The organism is Mesorhizobium sp. M1217, from assembly GCF_040318275.1.
In the GTDB taxonomy this organism is placed as follows: Bacteria; Pseudomonadota; Alphaproteobacteria; order Rhizobiales; family Rhizobiaceae; genus Mesorhizobium.
This window is the reverse complement of the sequence record NZ_JAMYMA010000003.1, coordinates 105328-124090: the sequence shown is the minus strand read 5'-3', so window position 1 is coordinate 124090 and position 18763 is coordinate 105328. Positions and strand designations below refer to the sequence as shown.

18 protein-coding genes and 1 tRNA gene are annotated in these 18763 nt (G+C 64.0%); 8 read left to right on the top strand and 11 right to left on the bottom strand.

Features of this window, described 5'->3' with window-relative positions:
* Positions 1-67: 67 nt before the first annotated feature.
* Positions 68-1201 carry an ornithine/lysine decarboxylase gene (gene odc2, locus NKH37_RS05795; protein ID WP_352640204.1) on the bottom strand — a complete coding sequence of 378 codons (1134 nt, stop codon included), beginning with the start codon at positions 1199-1201 and terminating at the stop codon, positions 68-70.
* 563 nt (positions 1202-1764) lie between these two features.
* Between odc2 and NKH37_RS05790 the strand changes: the two genes are divergently transcribed.
* The 4 genes from NKH37_RS05790 to NKH37_RS05775 all read left to right on the top strand — a co-directional run bounded on the left by NKH37_RS05790 (position 1765) and on the right by NKH37_RS05775 (position 5771).
* Positions 1765-2964: an amidase gene (locus NKH37_RS05790; protein WP_023720211.1), complete on the top strand. Its 1200-nt coding sequence runs from the start codon at positions 1765-1767 to the stop codon at positions 2962-2964.
* Position 2965: 1 nt separating this feature from the next.
* Positions 2966-3865, top strand: coding sequence for a LysR family transcriptional regulator (locus tag NKH37_RS05785; RefSeq protein ID WP_023720210.1), 900 nt, complete (start codon positions 2966-2968; stop codon positions 3863-3865).
* A gap of 86 nt (positions 3866-3951) precedes the next feature.
* On the top strand, positions 3952-4620 hold the full coding sequence (locus tag NKH37_RS05780) for a DUF1007 family protein (RefSeq protein ID WP_352494723.1): 669 nt from the start codon (positions 3952-3954) through the stop codon (positions 4618-4620).
* Entirely contained in the window at positions 4617-5771 is a 1155-nt protein-coding gene (locus tag NKH37_RS05775) for a nickel/cobalt transporter (RefSeq protein ID WP_352482093.1), read from the top strand. The genes NKH37_RS05780 and NKH37_RS05775 overlap by 4 nt, the downstream gene beginning before the upstream one ends.
* A 25-nt stretch (positions 5772-5796) precedes the next feature.
* Here the strand turns inward: NKH37_RS05775 and denD are convergent, their stop codons facing one another.
* From denD to NKH37_RS05755, 4 genes are all read right to left on the bottom strand, one after another.
* Positions 5797-6774 carry a D-erythronate dehydrogenase gene (denD, locus tag NKH37_RS05770; RefSeq protein WP_353040847.1) on the bottom strand — a complete coding sequence of 326 codons (978 nt, stop codon included), beginning with the start codon at positions 6772-6774 and terminating at the stop codon, positions 5797-5799.
* 1 nt (position 6775) lies between these two features.
* Positions 6776-6982, bottom strand: a complete 207-nt coding sequence (locus tag NKH37_RS05765) for a hypothetical protein (protein WP_031194351.1) — start codon at positions 6980-6982, stop codon at positions 6776-6778.
* A gap of 62 nt (positions 6983-7044) precedes the next feature.
* A complete protein-coding gene (locus tag NKH37_RS05760) occupies positions 7045-8028 on the bottom strand; it encodes a cation diffusion facilitator family transporter (RefSeq protein WP_023720205.1) in 984 nt (327 codons plus the stop codon).
* A 13-nt stretch (positions 8029-8041) separates the two neighbouring features.
* Complete coding sequence (locus NKH37_RS05755; protein WP_023720204.1) at positions 8042-8728, bottom strand: GNAT family N-acetyltransferase; 687 nt, start codon at positions 8726-8728, stop codon at positions 8042-8044.
* 83 nt (positions 8729-8811) lie between these two features.
* On the opposite strand from NKH37_RS05755, the gene NKH37_RS05750 reads away from it, so the two are divergent.
* Both NKH37_RS05750 and NKH37_RS05745 read left to right on the top strand, forming a co-directional pair.
* A complete protein-coding gene (locus NKH37_RS05750; RefSeq protein WP_023720203.1) occupies positions 8812-9996 on the top strand; it encodes a pyridoxal phosphate-dependent aminotransferase in 1185 nt (394 codons plus the stop codon).
* A gap of 28 nt (positions 9997-10024) precedes the next feature.
* Entirely contained in the window at positions 10025-10405 is a 381-nt protein-coding gene (locus NKH37_RS05745) for a YciI family protein (RefSeq protein WP_023720202.1), read from the top strand.
* Positions 10406-10524: 119 nt separating this feature from the next.
* Here the strand turns inward: NKH37_RS05745 and NKH37_RS05740 are convergent, their stop codons facing one another.
* Together NKH37_RS05740 and NKH37_RS05735 are read right to left on the bottom strand one after the other, a co-directional pair.
* Positions 10525-11280: an SDR family oxidoreductase gene (locus NKH37_RS05740; protein ID WP_023720201.1), complete on the bottom strand. Its 756-nt coding sequence runs from the start codon at positions 11278-11280 to the stop codon at positions 10525-10527.
* Between the two features lie 224 nt (positions 11281-11504).
* Positions 11505-12251, bottom strand: coding sequence for a tellurite resistance TerB family protein (locus NKH37_RS05735; RefSeq protein WP_353004742.1), 747 nt, complete (start codon positions 12249-12251; stop codon positions 11505-11507).
* Between the two features lie 273 nt (positions 12252-12524).
* On the opposite strand from NKH37_RS05735, the gene NKH37_RS05730 reads away from it, so the two are divergent.
* Positions 12525-12884, top strand: coding sequence for a YybH family protein (locus NKH37_RS05730; RefSeq protein ID WP_352590586.1), 360 nt, complete (start codon positions 12525-12527; stop codon positions 12882-12884).
* Positions 12885-12906: 22 nt separating this feature from the next.
* Here NKH37_RS05730 and trhO read toward each other — a convergent pair whose 3' ends face one another.
* Positions 12907-13827, bottom strand: coding sequence for an oxygen-dependent tRNA uridine(34) hydroxylase TrhO (gene trhO / locus NKH37_RS05725; protein ID WP_352590583.1), 921 nt, complete (start codon positions 13825-13827; stop codon positions 12907-12909).
* Between the two features lie 169 nt (positions 13828-13996).
* On the opposite strand from trhO, the gene NKH37_RS05720 reads away from it, so the two are divergent.
* Entirely contained in the window at positions 13997-14635 is a 639-nt protein-coding gene (locus tag NKH37_RS05720; protein WP_352481952.1) for a 2-dehydro-3-deoxy-phosphogluconate aldolase, read from the top strand.
* A 42-nt stretch (positions 14636-14677) separates the two neighbouring features.
* Here NKH37_RS05720 and NKH37_RS05715 read toward each other — a convergent pair.
* The 3 genes from NKH37_RS05715 to NKH37_RS05705 form a co-directional block, all read right to left on the bottom strand.
* Positions 14678-14751 (bottom strand) — tRNA-Gln (locus NKH37_RS05715).
* A 104-nt stretch (positions 14752-14855) separates the two neighbouring features.
* Entirely contained in the window at positions 14856-16706 is a 1851-nt protein-coding gene (locus tag NKH37_RS05710; protein WP_352494716.1) for a peptidoglycan L,D-endopeptidase MepK, read from the bottom strand.
* Between the two features lie 359 nt (positions 16707-17065).
* Entirely contained in the window at positions 17066-18628 is a 1563-nt protein-coding gene (locus tag NKH37_RS05705) for a sigma-54-dependent transcriptional regulator (protein ID WP_353004739.1), read from the bottom strand.
* Between the last annotated feature and the right edge of the window lie 135 nt (positions 18629-18763).

Sequence of the window (18763 nt, the reverse complement as noted above, 5' to 3'; positions counted from 1 at the left end):
CCACAGGCGAGCCCGGGCGGGCGACAGGCGCCCACCTCGGGATGATCTGATCGGTTCTTTCGAACCGTCAGATCACGTAGGATCGGAGAGGTTCGAAGCCGTTGAAGGCAACCGACGCGTAGGTCGTCGTGTAGGCACCGGTGCCCTCGATCAGCACCTCGTCGCCGATGGTCAGCGACAAGGGCAGCGGATACGGCGTCTTCTCGTACATCACGTCGGCCGAATCGCAGGTCGGGCCGGCGAGCACGCAAGGCGCGGTCTCGGTGCCGTCATGCGCGGTGACGATCGGGTAGCGAATCGCCTCGTCCATGGTCTCGGCCAGACCGCCGAACTTGCCGATGTCGAGGAACACCCAGCGCACATTGTCGTTGTCGGCCTTCTTCGAGATCAGCACGACCTCCGACTTGATGACGCCGGCATTGCCGACCATGCCGCGGCCCGGCTCGATGATCGTCTCGGGGATCGCGTTGCCGAAGTGCTTCCTGAGCGCCGAGAAGATCGCCTGGCCATAGGCCTGCGCCACCGGCACATCCCTGAGATAGCGGGTCGGGAAGCCGCCGCCCATATTGACCATCTTCAGCACGATGCCCTCTTCGGCGAGCGTCGCGAACACCTTCTTGGCGTCGCCCAGCGCGCGGTCCCAGGCGGTCAGGTCGGTCTGCTGCGAGCCGACATGGAACGACACGCCATGGGCGGCGAGACCGAGCGCCCTGGCATGGCGCAGCACGTCGACCGCCATCGCCGGCACACAGCCGAACTTGCGCGACAGCGGCCATTCGGCGCCCTCGCCGTCGGTCAGGACGCGGCAGAACACGCGAGCGCCGGGAGCGACACGGGCGATCTTCTCGACCTCCTCGACGCAGTCCACCGCAAACAGCTTAATGCCGAGCTGGTAGGCGCGCTGGATGTCGCGCTCCTTCTTGATGGTGTTGCCGAAGGAGATGCGGTCCGCCGGCGCACCGGCGTCCATCGCCATCTCGACTTCGGCAACGGAAGCGGTGTCGAAGGACGAGCCCATCGCAGCAAGCAGGCGCAGGATTTCCGGCGCCGGGTTTGCTTTCACCGCATAGTAGATCTTGGAATCGGGAAGCGCCTTCTCGAAGGCGCGGAAATTGTCGCGCACCACATCGAGGTCGACGACGAGGCACGGGCCGTTCGGACGTCGGGTAGCGAGGAAATCAAGGATGCGCTGGGTAGCCATCGGGGTCTCTCCATCAGCGCCTTTCGGCGCGCACAAAGGCTTGCGGACGCGGGCTCTCGGCCTCGCGAACACGCGGTGGACAAAGGCGGGACGGAAATCCATGGAACCAGCCGGTGGAGACCCCGGAACCATGAAGCGCCGTCTCGCGGCGGTGAACCTTGGCCTTGCCCGGCCTCGGTTCGCTTTGTCTGCCTTGGCTTGGATGGGAGACCCGTCCGCACTGCCGGCAATGAAGGTGTGCCTCTTCAGTAACCCCGGTCTTTGGACGACCGGCAGAACACCAGAAAGGCCCGCACCGTCGTTGCTTCAAGGTGTCCTCGGTTGGCGGTTGGCCGCTAAACCGACTGGAGGGGTTGGCTCCAGTTACCTTACCGATATCCCTCACCATTCGAGGATCGGCGGACACCCACAGGCACGTGCGACTTTGGGCAAGCGCGATATAAGAGCGAAAGATTTCACAATCAATAAAAATCGTATGGCAGGTTGTAAAATTTGTGGCATCGAACAATGCTGCGGCAACCAGAAGAACAATGCTGCGGCAAGCACATCCGGATATCGAACGCATGACAGGCACTCGCGGCCCGCTGAACGCTTTTCTCGACCTTGATCAAGCCCCTGTTACCAATGCGCAATCCGGCCCGCTTGTCGGCTTGCGGCTGGCCGTCAAGGATATCTTCGACGTCGCCGGCTACCGCACCGGCTGCGGCAATCCGCAGAAATACCGGGAAGCTTCACCGGCCACGGCGACCGCGCCGGCCGTCCAGGCGCTGCTTGATTCGGGCGCACGCTTCGTCGGCAAGACGCAGACCGACGAACTCGCCTTTTCCCTGCTGGGGCTGAACGCGCATTTCCCGTCGCCGATCAATCCGGCGGCACCCGACCGCGTCACCGGCGGCTCATCCTCCGGTTCTGCCGCGGCGGTAGCCGGCGGGCTCGCCGACATCGCCACCGGGTCCGACACCGGCGGCTCGATCCGTGCGCCGGCAAGCTTCTGCGGCCTGATCGGCCTCAGGACGACGCATGGCCGCATCCCGCTCGACGGCACCATGCCGCTGGCGCCTTCGCTGGACACGTTCGGCTGGTTCGCCAGGGATATCGTCACTTACGAAAAGGTCGGCACGGTGCTGCTCGGCGACGATCCGCATCGCCACGAACTGGTACGCCCTTTTGCCCTCGACGCGCTGGACAGCCTCGTGCTCGGCCCGCTGGAGGCGGATGAATATCGCGCCATGGTCCGCAGTGTCGCGTCGGTGCTGGGCGCGCCGCGCAGCGTTGGCCCGCTGTCGCATTCAATCGACGATCTTTATTGGTGCTTCCGTAAGCTGCAGGGCTATGAAGCCTGGCAAAGCCACGGCGCCTGGATCGCCGGCGGCGACCGCATGCTCGGCCCCGGCGTCAAGGAGCGCTTCGAGCATGGCGCGACCATCAGCGCGACAACCGCGCAGCACGAAACGGAACGTCGCGTTTCGTTTCGCCTCGAACTTGCCGGCCTGCTTGGCGACGACGCCGTTCTTGTGCTTCCGACCGCTCCGGGTGCCGCGCCGCTCAAGGCCGCGACATTCGACGATTTGCAGACCTATCGCGAGCGCGCGCTGAGACTGCTATGCCTTTCCGGCCTGTCCGGTTTTCCGCAAATCACGCTGCCGCTCGGCAAGACCGGCGGGGCGCCGTTCGGCCTTTCGCTGCTCGGCCCGAAGAACAGCGACCGGCAGCTGATTGCGCTGGCCGCCCGCATCCTTTCAGCCCGCCAAGGAGGCGCATGACATGGATACGCTGACCCGCATGCGTGCCTTCATCGACGTGGTCGAGGCCGAAGGCTTTTCGGCGGCGGCGCGCAAGATCGGTCGCTCGAAGGCGTTATTGTCGAAATATGTGCGCGAGCTCGAGGACGAACTCGGCGCGCTGCTGCTCAACCGGACCACCAGGCAGTTCTCCCTGACCGAGGCCGGCCACACCTATTACCGGCGCGCCTCGGAGATCGTGCGCGAGGTCGACAGCCTTGCCGATGCGGTGCGCGAATCCTCCGGCGACGTGCGCGGCAGGATCAAGCTGTCGGCGCCGCGTACTTTCGCCGACGCGCCGATCGGCCAATCGCTGATCGACTTCGCCAAGCAGCATCCCGACATCGTCCTCGACATTCATCTCGACGATCGCTTCGTCGATCTAGTCGAGGAGGGCTTCGATCTGGCGGTGCGCATTTCGCGGCTGGAGAATTCCTCGCTGATCGCCAGGCGCCTGGCGCCATTTTCGGTACGGCTTTGCGCGTCTCCCGAACTGATCGCCAAGCACGGCATGCCGGTCAGGGCGCAAGACCTTGCCCGCGTGCCTTGCATCATCGACACCAATGGCCGCTGGCTCACCAACTGGCCGTTCAAGGGCGACAGCGGCGATACCGTGAGCGTTTCGGTTTCCGGCCCGATCGAGGTCAACAGCCCGATGGCGGCAAGGGCCGCTGCCGTGGCTGGATTGGGATTTTCCATCCTGCCGGATTTCATCGCCGCGCCCGACATCGAAAGCGGCAAGCTGGTGACTGCGCTGGATGACCGCATCCTGCCCGGCGGCGGCATCTTCGCCGTCTATCCGCACCGGCGCTATCTGCCTGCAAAAGTTCGCGTATTCGTCGACTTCCTGGTGCAGTGGTTCAAGGCGCTGGACACCGCATGAGCTTTCAGCCGGCTTGCGGTCCCATTTTCGCCCCCTTTCTGGTAACTGTCGGCAATTCACCGAAGCCGATTGAATCGCGACCGAGAATGCACCTGAAACAGCAAGCAATCATGCTGGCTTCGGCCTTGACCGCGACTATCGCCGCCGTCGGACCGGCCGAGGTGCATCCCCACGTCTTCGCCGAGGCACGGCTCGAAGTGGTCCTCGGCCCGGATCACCAAACTGTGAAGGCATTGCGCCATGTCTGGCGCTTCGACGACTTGTTTTCGAGCACGGTGATGATGGAGTTCGACAAGAATTCCGACCTGAAGCTCGACGACAAGGAGCTGAAGGATGTTGCCGACACCGTCCATGCCTCGCTTGCCGAATTCAACTACTTCCAGCTCGTCACCGTCGACGGCAAGGACGTGGCAATGACCCCGCCGCCGCAGCTGATGGCCAATTTCGACAACGACCAGTTGATCATCCTGTTCGAATCTGAACCGAAGGCGCCGATCAAGCTCAGCGGCAAGATCGACATCGGGGTGTACGACCCGACCTTCTACACCGCGATCGATTTCACCGAGGATGCCCATCTGCAGGTCGATGGCCTGCCGCCGACCTGCACCAGCAAGGTTGTCCGCCCGAATCCGGATGAGGCGATCGCCCAGAACCAGAAGACCCTGACCGACGCGTTCTTCAACGATCCGACGGGCACCGACATGAGCAAGATCTTTGCCACCAAGCTTGAACTGACCTGTCAGCCGGAAGGATAGATCCAGTGACGAAACCGTCCCTGCGTTTGGCAGTCGGTCTTCTGGCCGCCGCCTTTGTGATGACGCACTTTCTCGGCTCCGCCCACGCCCAGAGCTCGCTCGGCATCGGCACCAATGACGGCATGGCTCCAACCGCCACCGGCCCGTTCGCCCACATCCTGATGTGGATCAATCTGCGCCAGCAGGAATTCTATCATGCGCTTGCCGGCGCGATGAAGGCGATGCGCCAGGACGGCAGCAAGATGTGGCTGCTCATCGGCCTGTCCTTTGCCTATGGCATTTTCCACGCTGCCGGCCCCGGTCACGGCAAGGCGGTGATCTCATCCTACATGGTGGCCAATGAAGTGGCGCTCCGGCGCGGCATCATGCTGTCCTTCGTCTCGGCCCTGCTGCAGGCGCTGACCGCGATCGTGGTGATGCTGCTCGCCTATTTCGTGCTGCGCGGCACCGCGATATCGATGACCGACGCCGCATGGTTCCTCGAAATCATGAGCTATGTCTTCGTCACCCTGTTCGGCGCCTGGCTGCTGTGGCGCAAGGCTGGCCCGGCCATCCTGCGCCTGTTCGGCGCAAATCCCGGCTACAGCCTCTCGGCTGCCCATGCCGGCCATTCACATGCCGGCCATTCACATTCCGCGCATGCCCATGCGGCACATTCCCACGCGCTTCATGCGCATGACGATCACGACCATGCGCATGACCATCATGACCACGGCGCACACGACCACGCCCATGCTGCGCACGATCACCACAGCCATGCGGCGGGGGAGGTCTGCGAGACCTGCGGGCACTCGCATGCGCCCGACCCGGCGCTGCTTTCCGGCGATCGCTTCGACTGGCGCACGGCTTGGTCGGCGGTGGCTGCCGTCGGTATCCGCCCCTGTTCCGGCGCGCTGATCGTGCTGAGCTTCGCCTTGCTAAATGGGCTGTGGTTCGGCGGTATCCTGTCGGTGCTGGCCATGGCGTTAGGCACCGCAATCACCGTCTCGGCTCTGGCGACGCTTGCGGTCACCGCGAAGAACTGGGCGGTGTATTTCGCCGGCGACGGCCGCATGGGCAACCGCATCCATTCCTTCGTCGAAATCGGCGGTGCCGCCTTCGTCTTCCTGTTCGGTCTGCTGCTGCTATCGGCCAGCCTGACTGGCGCCTGACCTCGTTGCGCCCGATCGGGGTGCTTTAACTAGGGATCCTGCCGCCCAACTCGTCCTCGATATGGACGCGTATGATCTCGTCGAAGCTCGTTTCGGCAGCGAAGCCAAGCTCCCTCGAGCGCCGCGACTCGAAGCGTGTCGGCCAACCCTTCACGATCGCCCAGATCGTCTCGTCGGGCTCCTCGCGGATCAGTTTGACCGCCTTGGCGCCGGCAACACGTTCCAGCGCTTCGATCTGTTCGCCGACACTGACGGCGACGCCCGGCATCGTCAGGTTGCGGCGCGGCCCGACTGCAGCGCCATCAATTCCAGCCGCATGGATCAAAAAATTCACCGCCGAACGCGGGCTGGCGTGTGTGTGGACGACCGAGCGCGGCACCGGCAGGATGGCTTCATGGCCGCTCAGCGGCTCGCGGATGATGCCGGAGAAGAAACCTGAGGCCGCCTTGTTCGGCTTTCCCGGCCTGACGCAGATGGTCGGCAGCCTGATGCCGATGCCGTCGAAGAAGCCACGCCTGGTATAGTCGGCAAGCAGCGCCTCGCCCATCAGCTTCTGCGTGCCGTAGGAGGTCAGCGGCGTCGGGTGGAACTCGTCCGGAATGATTTCGGGAAACGGCGCGCCGAACACGGCGATCGATGAGGTGAAGACGAGGCGCGGCGCAAATGCCGCCAGCCGGACGGCATCGAATAGCGCCCTTGTGCCATCGAGATTGACGCGGTAGCCGAGATCGAAATTGGCCTCCGCTTCACCCGACACCACGCCGGCGAGATGGAAGATCACGTCGGGCCGCGGCGCGACCAGATTTGTCGTCGCGCCCGGCGCGGCAAGGTCGCCGGTGTGGACGCTGATGCTGACGCCTTCGAGGGCGGGCGCCTGCGGTGGCACGATGTCGTGAAGGTCGAGCGCGGCGATCTTGCGGCCGCCGAGTGTCCCGTCCTTGGCCAGCCGGGCAATGAGCTTGCGGCCGACCATGCCTGCCGCGCCGGTAATCAGAATGCGCATGTCACTTTCCCTTTTTGCGCTGGCTGCGGCTACGCAGCCAGAACACGACGAAGATTGCCACCATGAAGATCGCGGCGACGACGCCGGCAAGAACCGTCGAGACGTTGCCGACCGCCAGCATCACGGTTGGAAGATAATAGGCTGCGATGCCGAACAGCAGCAAAATCCAGGCGGCGCCGATTGCCGCATTGCGGGTGTCGCGGTCCATCACGCGGCCCCAGGGTAGCGGGCGTTCATGTCGATCGTTGCCAATACCAGGAACTCCCGAAATCAGTGATAGTGGCCACGGTGCGGTGCCGCATCATGCGCGTGATCGTGCTCGCCATCATGCTCATGGCTGTCGGCACATTGGCCGAATTCCGGTTCGACAGTGGCATGGGCTATGCCATGCTCCTGCGCAAGCCGTTTCTTGATCGCGCTGACCGCCATATGCGCGTCGACGCCGTCATTGAGGCAGGCATGCAACGTCGCCATGTTGCTGGAACCGTCGATCGACCAGACATGCATGTGATGCACCTCGCGCACGCCCTTGATCGAGCCTTCGATGTCCCTCGCGATCAGGTCGCGGTCGAGGCTTGCCGGCACGCCTTCGAGCAGGACGTGGGCGGCCTCGCGCATCAGCGACCATGCCGTGGACAAGATCAGCAGCGCGACAAGGACGGACAGGATCGGATCGATAGGCGTCCAGCCCGTCGCCAGGATTATCAGCGCCGCGATGATCGCCGCGGCCGAGCCAAGCAGGTCGCCGAGCACATGCAGGATGGCGCCGCGCATGTTCAGGCTATCGCGGTCGCCGCCATGCAGCACGAAGAAAGAGCCGATGTTGACCGCAAGGCCGGCAATCGCAACGACCAGCATCGGCCCACCGAGCACGGGCTCAGGCGTCAGCAAACGCCCCCAGGCCTCATAGACGATCCACAGCGCAATGGCGAAGATGGCGATGCCGTTGGTGTAGGCGACCAGTGTCTTGACCCGGCCGAAGCCGTAGGTGAGGCGCACGGTCCCCGGTCGGCTCGCAAGATGAAAGGCATACCAGGCAAGGCCGAGCGCAATGCAGTCGGCAAGCATGTGGCCGGCATCCGCCAGCAGCGCCAGCGATCCCGTCAGGAGACCGCCAAGCGCTTCGACGACCATGAAGCCGGCGGTCAGGCAAGCCGCGATCAGCACGCGCTTCTTGTCGGTCGAGCCATGCACATGCCCGGCACCGTGACTGTGGTCGTGGCCCTGCGCGGCATGGTCGTGGGTATGCGCCATCTATGAGCTCCTGCTACGCGCCAAACTCGGCGCGGAAATCCTCGAGCCGCCGCTTCTGCTGGCCATCGCTGTCGAAATTGGCCGGATCGAGCCACGCCTCATAGGCTCTGCGCAGATCAGGCCATTCCTTATCGATGATCGAATACCACGCGGTATCTCGGTTTTCGCCCTTGACCACAAGATGCTGACGGAAAACGCCCTCGAACTTGAAGCCGAAACGTTCCGCCGCGCGCTTCGACGGCTCGTTGCGATTGTTGCATTTCCATTCGTAGCGGCGGTAGCCAAGCTCGTCGAAGACGTACTTCATGAACAGGAACTGCGCTTCCGTCGCCGCCGGCTTGCGCGAGATCAGCGGTCCCCAATAGATGTTGCCGATCTCGATCACGCCATAGGCCGGATCGATGCGCATCAGCGTCTGGCGCCCGGCGACCTTGCCGCTGGCCTTGTCGATGACCGTGAAGAACAGCGGGTCATCGCTGGCTTCGGCCTTGTCCAGCCATGGCTGGAAGGCGGCGCGGGTCTGCGGCGGGTCGTCGAACAGCCAGGCGAAGCGGCCGCCGGCATCGACCACTGACGAGGCCTCGAACAGGCCGTCGCCGTGCTTTTCGGCGTTGAGCGGCTCCAGCCTGACAGTGCGCCCCTCCAGCAACTTGCGTTCGGGCCGCGGGCGCGGTTGCCAATTCTTGAGATTTTCCGACACCGAAAACTCCAATCCGTTTGACTTTTGCGGGCGGACGCTCACAAAAACGCACGCTCGCTGAAAGAACCACACGGACGGGAAAAATGCTCCACACGATTTCGGCCTTCGACCGCCTCGGCGAGGAAAATGCGTTCGCAGTGCTGGCGCGTGCCACTGCACTTGCCCACCAGGGCCGCGACATTGTCAATCTCGGCATCGGCCAGCCCGACTTCAAGACGCCGCAGCATATCGTCGAGGCCGCGATCAAGGCGCTACGCGATGGCCATCACGGCTATACGCCGGCCAACGGCCTGCTGGCGACGCGCGAAGCGGTGGTACGCCGCACGCTGGCCACCACTGGCGTCGAAGTCTCGCCGGAAGCGGTGATGATCCTGCCCGGCGGCAAGCCGACCATGTTCGCGGCGATCCTGATGTTTGGCGAGCCGGGTGCCGAAATTCTCTATCCCGATCCCGGCTTTCCGATCTACCGCTCGATGATCGAGTTCACCGGTGCTGCCCCCATCCCGGTGCCGATGCGCGAGGAGAACGGCTTTGCCTTTTCGGCCGCGGAGACCTTGGCGCTGATCACGCCGAAGACCAGGCTGCTGATCCTCAACTCGCCGGCCAATCCGACCGGCGGCGTCACACCGCGCGCCGAGATCGAGAAGCTGGTCAAGGGCCTGGAAGCGCACCCGGATGTCGCCATCCTTTCCGACGAGATCTACGACGTGATGACCTATGACGGCGAGACGCATTGTTCGCTGCTCGCTTTCCCCGAAATCCGCGACCGGCTGATCGTGCTCAACGGCTGGTCGAAGACCTGGGCAATGACCGGCTGGCGCATGGGCTGGTCGATCTGGCCGAACGGCGACAAGGGCGCGCATCTCTACGATAAGGTGCGCAAGCTGGCGGTCAATTGCTGGTCCTGCGTCAACGCGCCGAGCCAGTATGCCGGCATAGCCGCCATCGACGGCCCGCAGGACGATGTCGACACGATGATGCGCGCCTTCGACCGCCGCAGAAAGGTCGTGGTCGAGGGGTTGAATGCCTTGCCCGGTGTTTCCTGCATTACGCCGAAAGGCGCCTTCTATGCCTTCCCCAATGTTTCCAAGACCGGCTGGAAGGCCAAGAAGCTCGCCTCGGCGCTGCTCGAGGATGCCGGCGTGGCGCTGATCGGCGGCCCCGATTTCGGCATTCTCGGCGAAGGCTATGTCAGGCTATCCTACGCCAATTCCGAAGAGAACATCCTGCGCGCGCTGGAGCGGATCGAGACGTTTCTGACGAAGTGAGGCCACGATCGACGAAAGGAGACGCCAGATGTTCTATGCCATTCTAGCCTATCACGAGGAAGAAGCGATTACGGCGCTGACGCCGGAGCAGGATTCGGCGCTGATGACCGATCTTCTCCAGATCAACGATCGGCTTTACCGGCAAGGCACCCTCGGACCGGCGGCGCGGCTCGGCGCGACACAAGACGCCTGCACCTTGCGCGGGCCAGGCACCGGAATGGTTGTTGACGGCCCCTTCGCCGAGACCAAGGAACAATTGCTGGGACTTTATGTTGTCGACTGCGCCAACCGTGACGCCGCTGTCGACATTGCGCGCGACCTTCGCCGCGTCAATCCGACCGCCGTCTACGAAATCCGCCCGATTTCGCTGTATCTTCCCGGCGTGCCGCTTCCGGTCACGCGGCCCTAATGCATGTCGCGCAAAAGTGTGCAGCGGTTTTGCGATAACGACATGCATAAAAACAAGAATCTAAAAGCGCGTCGCATGAGGCCGGTCGCACGCGACGCGCTTTTAGGACCGGGCTGAGACTAGCCGCGGCCGACAAACGGCATCTTGGTCGCCATCACCGTCATGAACAGCACGTTGGCGTCGAGCGGCAGGCTGGCCATGTGAAGGACGGCATCGGCGACGCGCTCGACATCCATCACCGCTTCGGCGGCAATGGTGCCGTTGGCTTGCGGCACGCCGACCGTCATCGCTTGCGCCATGTCGGTCAGCGCGTTGCCGATGTCGATTTGACCGCAAGCAATGTCGAAGGGCCTGCCGTCCAGCGCCAGCGTCTTGGTCAGCCCGGTGATGGCGTGCTTGGTCGCCGTATAGGGCACCGAGCCCGGCCGTGGCGCATAGGCCGATACCGAGCCGTTGTTGATGATGCGGCCGCCCATCGGCTGCTGCCTGCGCATGGCGCCGAACGCGCCGCGAGCACACAGGAACGAGCCGGTGAGATTGACTCCGACAACGTCGTTCCACACTTCGACCGGGATGCCGTCGATCAATGTCGATTTGTAACTCGTGCCGGCATTGTTGAAGAGCAGGTCGACGCGCCCGAAGGCCGCAGCCACCGTCTCGAACAGATCGTCGACCTGATCGGCCTTGCTGATGTCGCAGGCGACCGCCAATGCCTTGGCCTGTGTCGGCCCGGCCGCGGCGATCGCATCCTCCAGCACCGGCTTGCGGCGACCGCAGAAGACCGTATTCCAGCCGGCCTTGAGCAGCGCCGTGGCGACGCTTTTGCCGATGCCCGTACCGGCGCCGGTGACGATGGCGGTTTTATAGTCGGTCATGGCTGTACTCCCTGAAAGGGATGAGGCATCGCAAATGACGGGAACCATGGCAAGCCGGCCCAAAGCCTGTGCTCGCAAAAAGGGCGGCCATTGGCGACCGCCCCTGATTCGAACCGGGCTTGGGAGGAGGAAAGCCGATCCGACTGCCTGAAATCATGCGCTCACCGGATTAACGAGAAGCTAACGCCAACGGCGCACCGGGTCTCCGCCGCCCTACCTTCAACCTACCAGCGCGAACCGGTCACCGGCTTGGCCGTGCTGCCCGCTGCCGGCACCTTCGCCGCCGTCACTGTCGCCTCGACATGATCGACCAGCGCGTCCGGCAGGCCGAGACGGCCGGCAAGCAGGTCGAGATAGCCGCGTTCGGCCCGCGTGTCCGGATCGATGGCAAGACGCGAGGCGGTGTAGAGTTCCAGCTTTTGCGCATCGGTCTTGGCGCCGGCGATCAGCACATCCAGATCGAGCGGTGCCTCCAGTTCCGATATCAGGAATTTCTCCGCTTCGGCGCCGACGCCGGCGAGGCTGAGCTTGCCGGCGATCTTCTGCCGCTCTTCGTCATCGACGTGGCCGTCGGCCTTCGCCGCCGAGATCATCGCCCTGACCAGCGTCAGCGTGAATTCGTCTTCGCCCTGCGGCGCTTGCGACGGATGGAAGGCGGTATCGGCCGGCGGCGGCAGCAATTCCGGTTCGCCGGCAGCTTGAGTCTCGGCCGGCGCGTTGCCGTTCTTGTAGTTCTGGTAGGCCTTGTAGGCGAGGCCGCCGATCGCAGCCAACCCACCAAGCTTCACCGCCGCACCGGTGACCTGACGGCCTGGGCCGGTTCCGAGCAGCACCGCCGCCAGCGCGCCGGCAGCAAGCGGATTGTCCTTGGCCATCTGCACCGCCTGCCCCGCCTTGTCGCGGACGGTCGATCCGGTGCCGGGAACTTGCGAGCCGAGCAGATCGTCGAGGAGCTTCTTGGGATCGAACATCTATGCCTCCAGAATTGGCCCGGCCAAAGGCGCGCGGGCAGGTTTGCACGTCGAAGACCTAGGTCCCGCAGTTTGACATTACAATGACGCGGTGCATCCTTTGCCCGCTGCCACGCATGACCTCGCACCGACATCTGCTGGGATTTCACACGGAAATCAAAGTGCTGCAGCCTCCTTCCACCCAAAAACACTCGTCGCTCTGGACATTGGACGTGTCGAAACCGCCCTCGACTTCGAGTAATGTCGCAGCATGTCGCTTGCGAGGAGCCTGGCATGACCGATGAGACTGACCGCGAACCCGCACGCGATCCCCAGGAACTGGAGCGCCTGCTGATTTCACGGCAATGGCTCGGAGACATTGACGGCATGGCCGCGCTTTTTGAGCCGCATGCAATCATCGACAGCGGTGGCGGACAACTGACGTTCGGCCGCGAAGCCATCCAAACGCTGTTCGCGGAGATCACCGCAACCGGCCGCAAATTTCAGTCCGGAGATCAGCGTCCGGCTGTCATCAATGGCGACCTGGCGCTCACCTCGACCCGGCTTCCCGACGGCACGATCACCACCGAGGTCGCGCGTCGGCAGAACGACGGGACATGGCTGTGGGTCATCGATCGCTTCTCTGTTGCTTAACGTGAAGTTGCTTGACGTGCAGCTAACTTCCGATGTGACGATCGCCGCGCGCTTGCGCCAGCTCGACCTGGCGCTGGCGCTCAGCATAGCGGGCGCGATCCTCGTCCGAGCGGGCATCGAAGCAATGCGGGCATGAAACGCCGGTGGCGTATTCCGGCGATAGCCGGTCTTCTGCGGCCAGCGGATGCCGGCAGGCGCGGCAGAGTTCGGCCTCGCCTTCGACCAACCCGTGCGATACCGAAACGCGCTCGTCGAAAACGAAGCATTCGCCCTGCCAGAGGCTCTGTTCGGCGGGCACGTCTTCGAGATACTTCAGAATGCCGCCCTTGAGGTGGAAAACGTCCTCGAAGCCAAGCGACTTCACATAGGCCGTCGCCTTCTCGCAGCGTATGCCGCCGGTGCAGAACATGGCGACCTTGCGCCCCTCGAGCGCATGCCGATGCCGCTCGACCCAGGCTGGGAATTCGCGGAAGCTGGTGGTGGCGGGATCGACAGCGCCCTTGAAGGTGCCGAGCGACACCTCGTAGGCGTTGCGCGTATCGATGACGATGGTGCCTGCATCCGAGATCAATGCGTTCCAGTCGGCCGGCGCAACATAGCTGCCTGCACCTGCCGCCGGATCGATATTGTCCACGCCCATGGTGACGATCTCGCGCTTCAGCCGCACCTTCATGCGGTGGAACGGCATCGCTGCGGCGCTGCTGTATTTAATCTCGAGGCCGGCGAGACCTTCGATGGATTCGAGATGATGGATGAGCGCGGCGATTGCCGCTTCACTGCCGGCGACCGTGCCGTTGATGCCCTCACGCGCCAAAAGCAGCGTGCCTTTGATGCCGCATGCGCGGCAGAAGGCGGCGAGCGGCGCGCGCAGCGCCTCGAAGGTGTCGAGCCGGGCGAAGCGGTAAAGCGCGGCAACACGGAAGGCTTGGCTGGACAGTGTCATCTCCAAGCCACTAAACGCTCACGACAGCCGGATCAAGGCAGAGCCGGGAGCGGTCTGCCCGCGACGGGTTTCGAACACCACGCGTGACATCGCGACACGCCGCGTTTCGTGGACAGAAAAACCGCCTTCTGCTAACCGGTCGACTTGATCAACAGAGGAGAGACGACGAATGCCCAGCACGACCGAAAAGCTCCTGTCGCTCCTCAACGGCCAGCCGGTCATACCGGTGCTGAAGATCGCCAATCCCGCCGACGCGGTGCCGCTGGCCCGGGCGTTGGCCCGCGGCGGCCTGCCGGCGATCGAGATTACGCTGCGCACCGCCGACGCGCTGGAGGCGATCCGCCGGGTGGCGGGCGAGGTCGAAGACGCCGTCGTCGGCGCCGGCACCATCCTGGACGCCCGCCAGTTCGGCGAGGCGGCGGCCGCCGGTTCGAAGTTCATCGTCAGCCCCGGCATCACCCGCGAGCTTCTCGCGGCAGCCAAGGACAGCGAAGTGCCGTTGCTGCCCGGTGCCATCACGCCGGGAGAGGTCATGGCCGCGCGCGAAGCCGGCCTGCGCTTTCTGAAATTCTTCCCGGCCGAACAGTCGGGCGGCATCGCCTCGCTCAAGGCCTTCGCCTCGCCGCTCGCCGACGTGAAATTCTGCCCGACCGGCGGTATCACCGGCCAGAATGCCGCCGACTATCTCAGCCTGCCCAACGTCATCTGCGTCGGCGGTTCCTGGGTGGCGCCGGACGATCTGGTCAAGGCCGGCAAATGGGACGAGATCGAAGCCTTGGCGCGCGCCGCGAGCAAGCTCGGGCGCTAGCATCGCCGCCGATCTGGCCTGCTGCCGATCTGGTTCGCCGGCTGGTTCCCGCTCATGGGCTCGAACCACGATTCACGCCTTCAAAGGGCGCTGTCCTACCATTAGACGAAGCGGGAGAATGCTGACCTTGGTTAGCATCCCGGCACGAAGGAAGCCAGTGCCGGCGGTGGCGGCAGCCGCGCCGGTTGCCAGCGCGGCCTCTACGATATTTGCCCAGCTGTTATTCGGTCTGGAAGCGGGCCACCGACATGAACTTGACGGCCTTGCCGGTGAACCGGTTGGCGTCGGCCATCTCGTTGCCCGGCTGGAAGCCGACGGTATAGACCTCGCTCGGTGCCGTACGGACGAAGTCGTAAGCGTAGCGCGGCGCCGTTGTCGCGTCTGAAACGGTCGCGACATACTCGCCGCTGTGCAGCGCCCAACGGGCAGCCTGCGGCGCGGCAGCGACCACCACCGGCTTGGGGCCTGGTTTCAGGTCGCGGGCGGTGGCCCTGGGTTCCTTGCGTGTGGTCTTCACGCCCGCGCCGATGACGGCCGTCGGATCGGAGCCGGCCGGGCGGGCAACGATGGCCTTGCGCGGCGACGCCCCGTCGCTCGATGCGTCGTCGCTCGCCGGTTCCTCGAACACCGATGCTTGCTCGGAAAGCGAAGCGACCTTGTATTCGTCGGTCGCGCTGACCCGTTCCAGAACGGCCTTGACCTCGTCGGGCTGCGAACTGTCGGGCCGCGCCGACGGCAATACCGAGAATGCATCGGTGGCGGTGTTGCTCCGCTCGGCCGCACTCGCGAGCGCCAGCAACACTTGCTTGTCCTGCGGCGCAAGACCAGCCGACGAAAGATCGGCCGGCAGCGAATGATCGGGCCGCCAGCTCGGCACGGGAATGTTGTTTGCCGCGACCTGCACCGGGCCGGCCGTAGCCGACGCGTCTGCCATGCCGAACGGAACACTTGCCGACGCCACACTTGCCGGCGCTTGCGCGGTTGCCACCGCCTGTTCGGTGGATGCAGTCGCATCCGCCACGCCGAACGGAACGTTTTCAGGCGGCTGGGCACCGATGTCGGCCTTCGGGCGCGGAGCAAAATCGGGCAGCGGAATGCTGCGCGCCGGCAATGCCGCGATGATCGTCTCCGGCGTGTCGTTCTCCGGTTCCGGCGCAGGCGCCGGAGCATCGGCGACTTCCGGAATCTCGGCACGCTTGGCATCCCGAGGCGCCACGATGGCGATGCCAGGCAGATTGCTGCTCTTGGCCGACGGCGCCGGCTTCACGTTACGGGGCTTTGGCGCTGGCTCGGCCATCGCCACATCGGCGCTGTCGTCCGCCTCGTCGTCGCCGCCGCCGAAGAAGGCTGCCAGGAAGCCGCGGGATTTTTTGCCACCGCCGCTTGCGCTGGCCAGTTCGATGGCCGGCGCGCCGGCGCCCTTGCGGGCTTTGTAGGAGGCGAGCGCCTGTTGATAACCAGGCAGCGGCTTGCCGTCGCTCGGCACATGCAGCGTCTTGCCATTGGGGAACACGCGCGCCAATTCCTGGCGGCTGATGCCGGGCCAGTGGCGCACATTGCCGACGTCCATGTGCACGAAGGGCGAGCCGGAGCTGGGATAATACCCGACGCCGCCGCCCTGCATCCTGAGGCCGATGTCGCGCAGCTTCTTCAGCGGCACGCCGGGAATGTAGAAATCCATCGCCCTGCCGAGCATGTGCTGGCTCTTCTCGGCGACGCCCCTGCTGCGGCTGCGCAGCATCGAATTCGTCGACGGCGAACGATAACCACAGACGACCTGGATATAGTCGGTGGCGCCGCTCTCACGATAGGCTTCCCAGACCAGGTCCAGCAGGCGCGGATCCATCTTGGTCGGCTCGTTGCGACGCCAGTCGCGCAGGATGATGTTGATCTTTCGCAAGCCCGCTTGATCGTAGCGGCCGTTGCGCTTGTAGACGATCTCCGCCTTTTCATGCGTGTGGAGATGATAGAGCTTCAGCGAACGTGTCTCGGCGCCGGCGCCGGTTGCCGCCGCTGCAAGGAACCCGACGGCAACAATCACCGCTGCCAGCCATCTCGGCCAGACGCTCATGTGATAATGCCGCCCGTTTTTGTGTCGTTCGATTCTGTTCAAATCAAAAGGCCTTGCAGGCTGCCGTTTTGTCCCCGGATTTGACCAAACGGATGCGTTAGATGTGCATCCGAATATCGATCCTAATGGTTAATCATCGCTTATTGAAGCCGAAATGCGGTAACACCGTGGCGATATACCGCCAAAAATATTGCGCAGGAGATCTTGGTAAACCGCTGGTTTAGATCATGTTTTGGCGCCAGCTCGAAACACGATCTGTTACCGTCCGCCTTAATACGTGAACATTGCGGCGAACACGTCATTACGAGACTCAGTTGCCTGGAATGATGTCCGGATGAGAACCGGCTTGGCCCTGTGACTCAGGAAGCGAGCCTCTCGACACGGCCGGTCTCCGGGTCGATGCCGTATTCCTTGAGCTTGCGGTAGAGCGTCGACCGGCCGATGCCGAGGCGGCGGGCGACCTCGCTCATCTGGCCGTTGTAGTGGTCGATGGCGAGCTTGATCATTTCGAGCTCGACATCGGCCAGCGCACGCACATTGCCGCGCTCGTCGAGCGCCCGCAGCGTGCCGAAGCGGGGTCTGGCCGGCGCGTCGGGCTCGGCCGCGGCGGCGCCGACGGCGGCCGGGACGTTATCACGCGGCAGGCTGCCCGAAGCCAATCCGGAAGCTGGCCACCCTGAAGCTGGCCCCCCTGAAGCTGGCGAGGCGATATCCGCATCGAGATTGACCGTGCCCTCGACCTGCGCCCGGATCTGCGGGAACTCTTCTTCGGTCAGCATGTCGCCCTCGGCGAGCACCGAAGCCCGGAAGACGGCATTTTCGAGCTGCCTTATATTGCCCGGCCAGTCATAGGCCTGCAGCATGGCGAGCGCCGCAGCCGAGATGCCTCGCAGACGGTGGCGCGGATCGGCGGGCGCCACCTTCTCCATGAAGTGCTCGACCAGATGGGGAATGTCGTCGCGACGGTCGCGCAATGGCGGCACGAAGATCGGATAGACGTTCAGACGATAGAACAGATCCTCGCGGAACTTGCCGTCCTTGACCTGCTGCAGCAGGTTGCGATGGGTTGCCGAGATCAGCCTGATGTCGACCCTGACGGTCGAGCGCCCGCCAACCGGATCGACTTCGCCGTCCTGTACGGCGCGCAACAGCTTGACCTGCACGTCGAGCGGCAGGTCGCCGATTTCGTCGAGGAACAGCGTGCCCGAATGCGCTTCGACGAACTTGCCGGTGTGTTTTTCGGTGGCGCCGGTGAACGAGCCCTTTTCGTGACCGAACAGGATCGATTCGACCAGATTGTCGGGGATGGCGCCGCAATTGACGGTGACGAAGGGTTTCGAGCGGCGGTCGCCGCTGCCCTGGATGGCGCGCGCCACCAGTTCCTTGCCGACGCCAGATTCACCCTCGATCAGGATCGGGATGTTGGACGCCGCCGCCTTGCGGCCGAGCCGGATCACCCGATCCATCGCCGGACTGTGAGTGATCATGTCCTTGAACGTCAGATGGCCGCCGCGCTGCCGTGACGAGCGCTTCACTTCGCCTTCGAGCGCTTCGACCTTGAGGGCATTGCCGATCGACGCCTGCAGCCTGTCGGGAGAGGCCGGCTTGACGACGAAGTCGAAGGCGCCGTGACGCATTGCCGAAACGACGGTTTCGATACCGCCCTGGGCGGTCTGCACGATGACGGGAATGTGGATGCCGCGCTCGCGCATTGCCTTCAGCACGCCGATGCCATCGAGGCCCGGCATCATCAGGTCGAGGATGACCACCGAGACGTCGCGCGCATTAGGCCCGTCGACAACATCGAGACCGGCCTCGCCGCCATCGGCGACGATCGCGGTGTGGCCGAATTTCGTCACCGCCGCCTCGAGCAGCCTGCGCTGCACCAGATCGTCATCGACTATGAGTATGGAAGCTGCCATGACTGATCCGACCGTGCCCGCCCAAGAATGCGCCCTATGGATCATCTTGGCACAGGGTTCTAAATAAGCTTTCAAAAAACCCGGTGAATGAATTCCTTAGGATTTGACCGGCTTCTCGTTTCCTCGAATTTTCGT

Bases quoted from the DNA above. Each gene is read 5' to 3' on its own strand.
- odc2 (WP_352640204.1), bottom strand. From the start codon at position 1,201: ATGGCTACCCAGCGCATCCTTGATTTCCTCGCTACCCGACGTCCGAAC.
- NKH37_RS05790 (WP_023720211.1), top strand. From the start codon at position 1,765: ATGACAGGCACTCGCGGCCCGCTGAACGCTTTTCTCGACCTTGATCAA.
- NKH37_RS05785 (WP_023720210.1), top strand. From the start codon at position 2,966: ATGGATACGCTGACCCGCATGCGTGCCTTCATCGACGTGGTCGAGGCC.
- NKH37_RS05780 (WP_352494723.1), top strand. From the start codon at position 3,952: ATGCACCTGAAACAGCAAGCAATCATGCTGGCTTCGGCCTTGACCGCG.
- denD (WP_353040847.1), bottom strand. From the start codon at position 6,774: ATGCGCATTCTGATTACCGGCGCGGCAGGCATGGTCGGCCGCAAGCTC.
- NKH37_RS05765 (WP_031194351.1), bottom strand. From the start codon at position 6,982: ATGGACCGCGACACCCGCAATGCGGCAATCGGCGCCGCCTGGATTTTG.
- NKH37_RS05760 (WP_023720205.1), bottom strand. From the start codon at position 8,028: ATGGCGCATACCCACGACCATGCCGCGCAGGGCCACGACCACAGTCAC.
- NKH37_RS05750 (WP_023720203.1), top strand. From the start codon at position 8,812: ATGCTCCACACGATTTCGGCCTTCGACCGCCTCGGCGAGGAAAATGCG.
- NKH37_RS05745 (WP_023720202.1), top strand. From the start codon at position 10,025: ATGTTCTATGCCATTCTAGCCTATCACGAGGAAGAAGCGATTACGGCG.
- NKH37_RS05740 (WP_023720201.1), bottom strand. From the start codon at position 11,280: ATGACCGACTATAAAACCGCCATCGTCACCGGCGCCGGTACGGGCATC.
- NKH37_RS05735 (WP_353004742.1), bottom strand. From the start codon at position 12,251: ATGTTCGATCCCAAGAAGCTCCTCGACGATCTGCTCGGCTCGCAAGTT.
- NKH37_RS05730 (WP_352590586.1), top strand. From the start codon at position 12,525: ATGACCGATGAGACTGACCGCGAACCCGCACGCGATCCCCAGGAACTG.
- trhO (WP_352590583.1), bottom strand. From the start codon at position 13,827: ATGACACTGTCCAGCCAAGCCTTCCGTGTTGCCGCGCTTTACCGCTTC.
- NKH37_RS05720 (WP_352481952.1), top strand. From the start codon at position 13,997: ATGCCCAGCACGACCGAAAAGCTCCTGTCGCTCCTCAACGGCCAGCCG.
- NKH37_RS05710 (WP_352494716.1), bottom strand. From the start codon at position 16,706: ATGAGCGTCTGGCCGAGATGGCTGGCAGCGGTGATTGTTGCCGTCGGG.
- NKH37_RS05705 (WP_353004739.1), bottom strand. From the start codon at position 18,628: ATGGCAGCTTCCATACTCATAGTCGATGACGATCTGGTGCAGCGCAGG.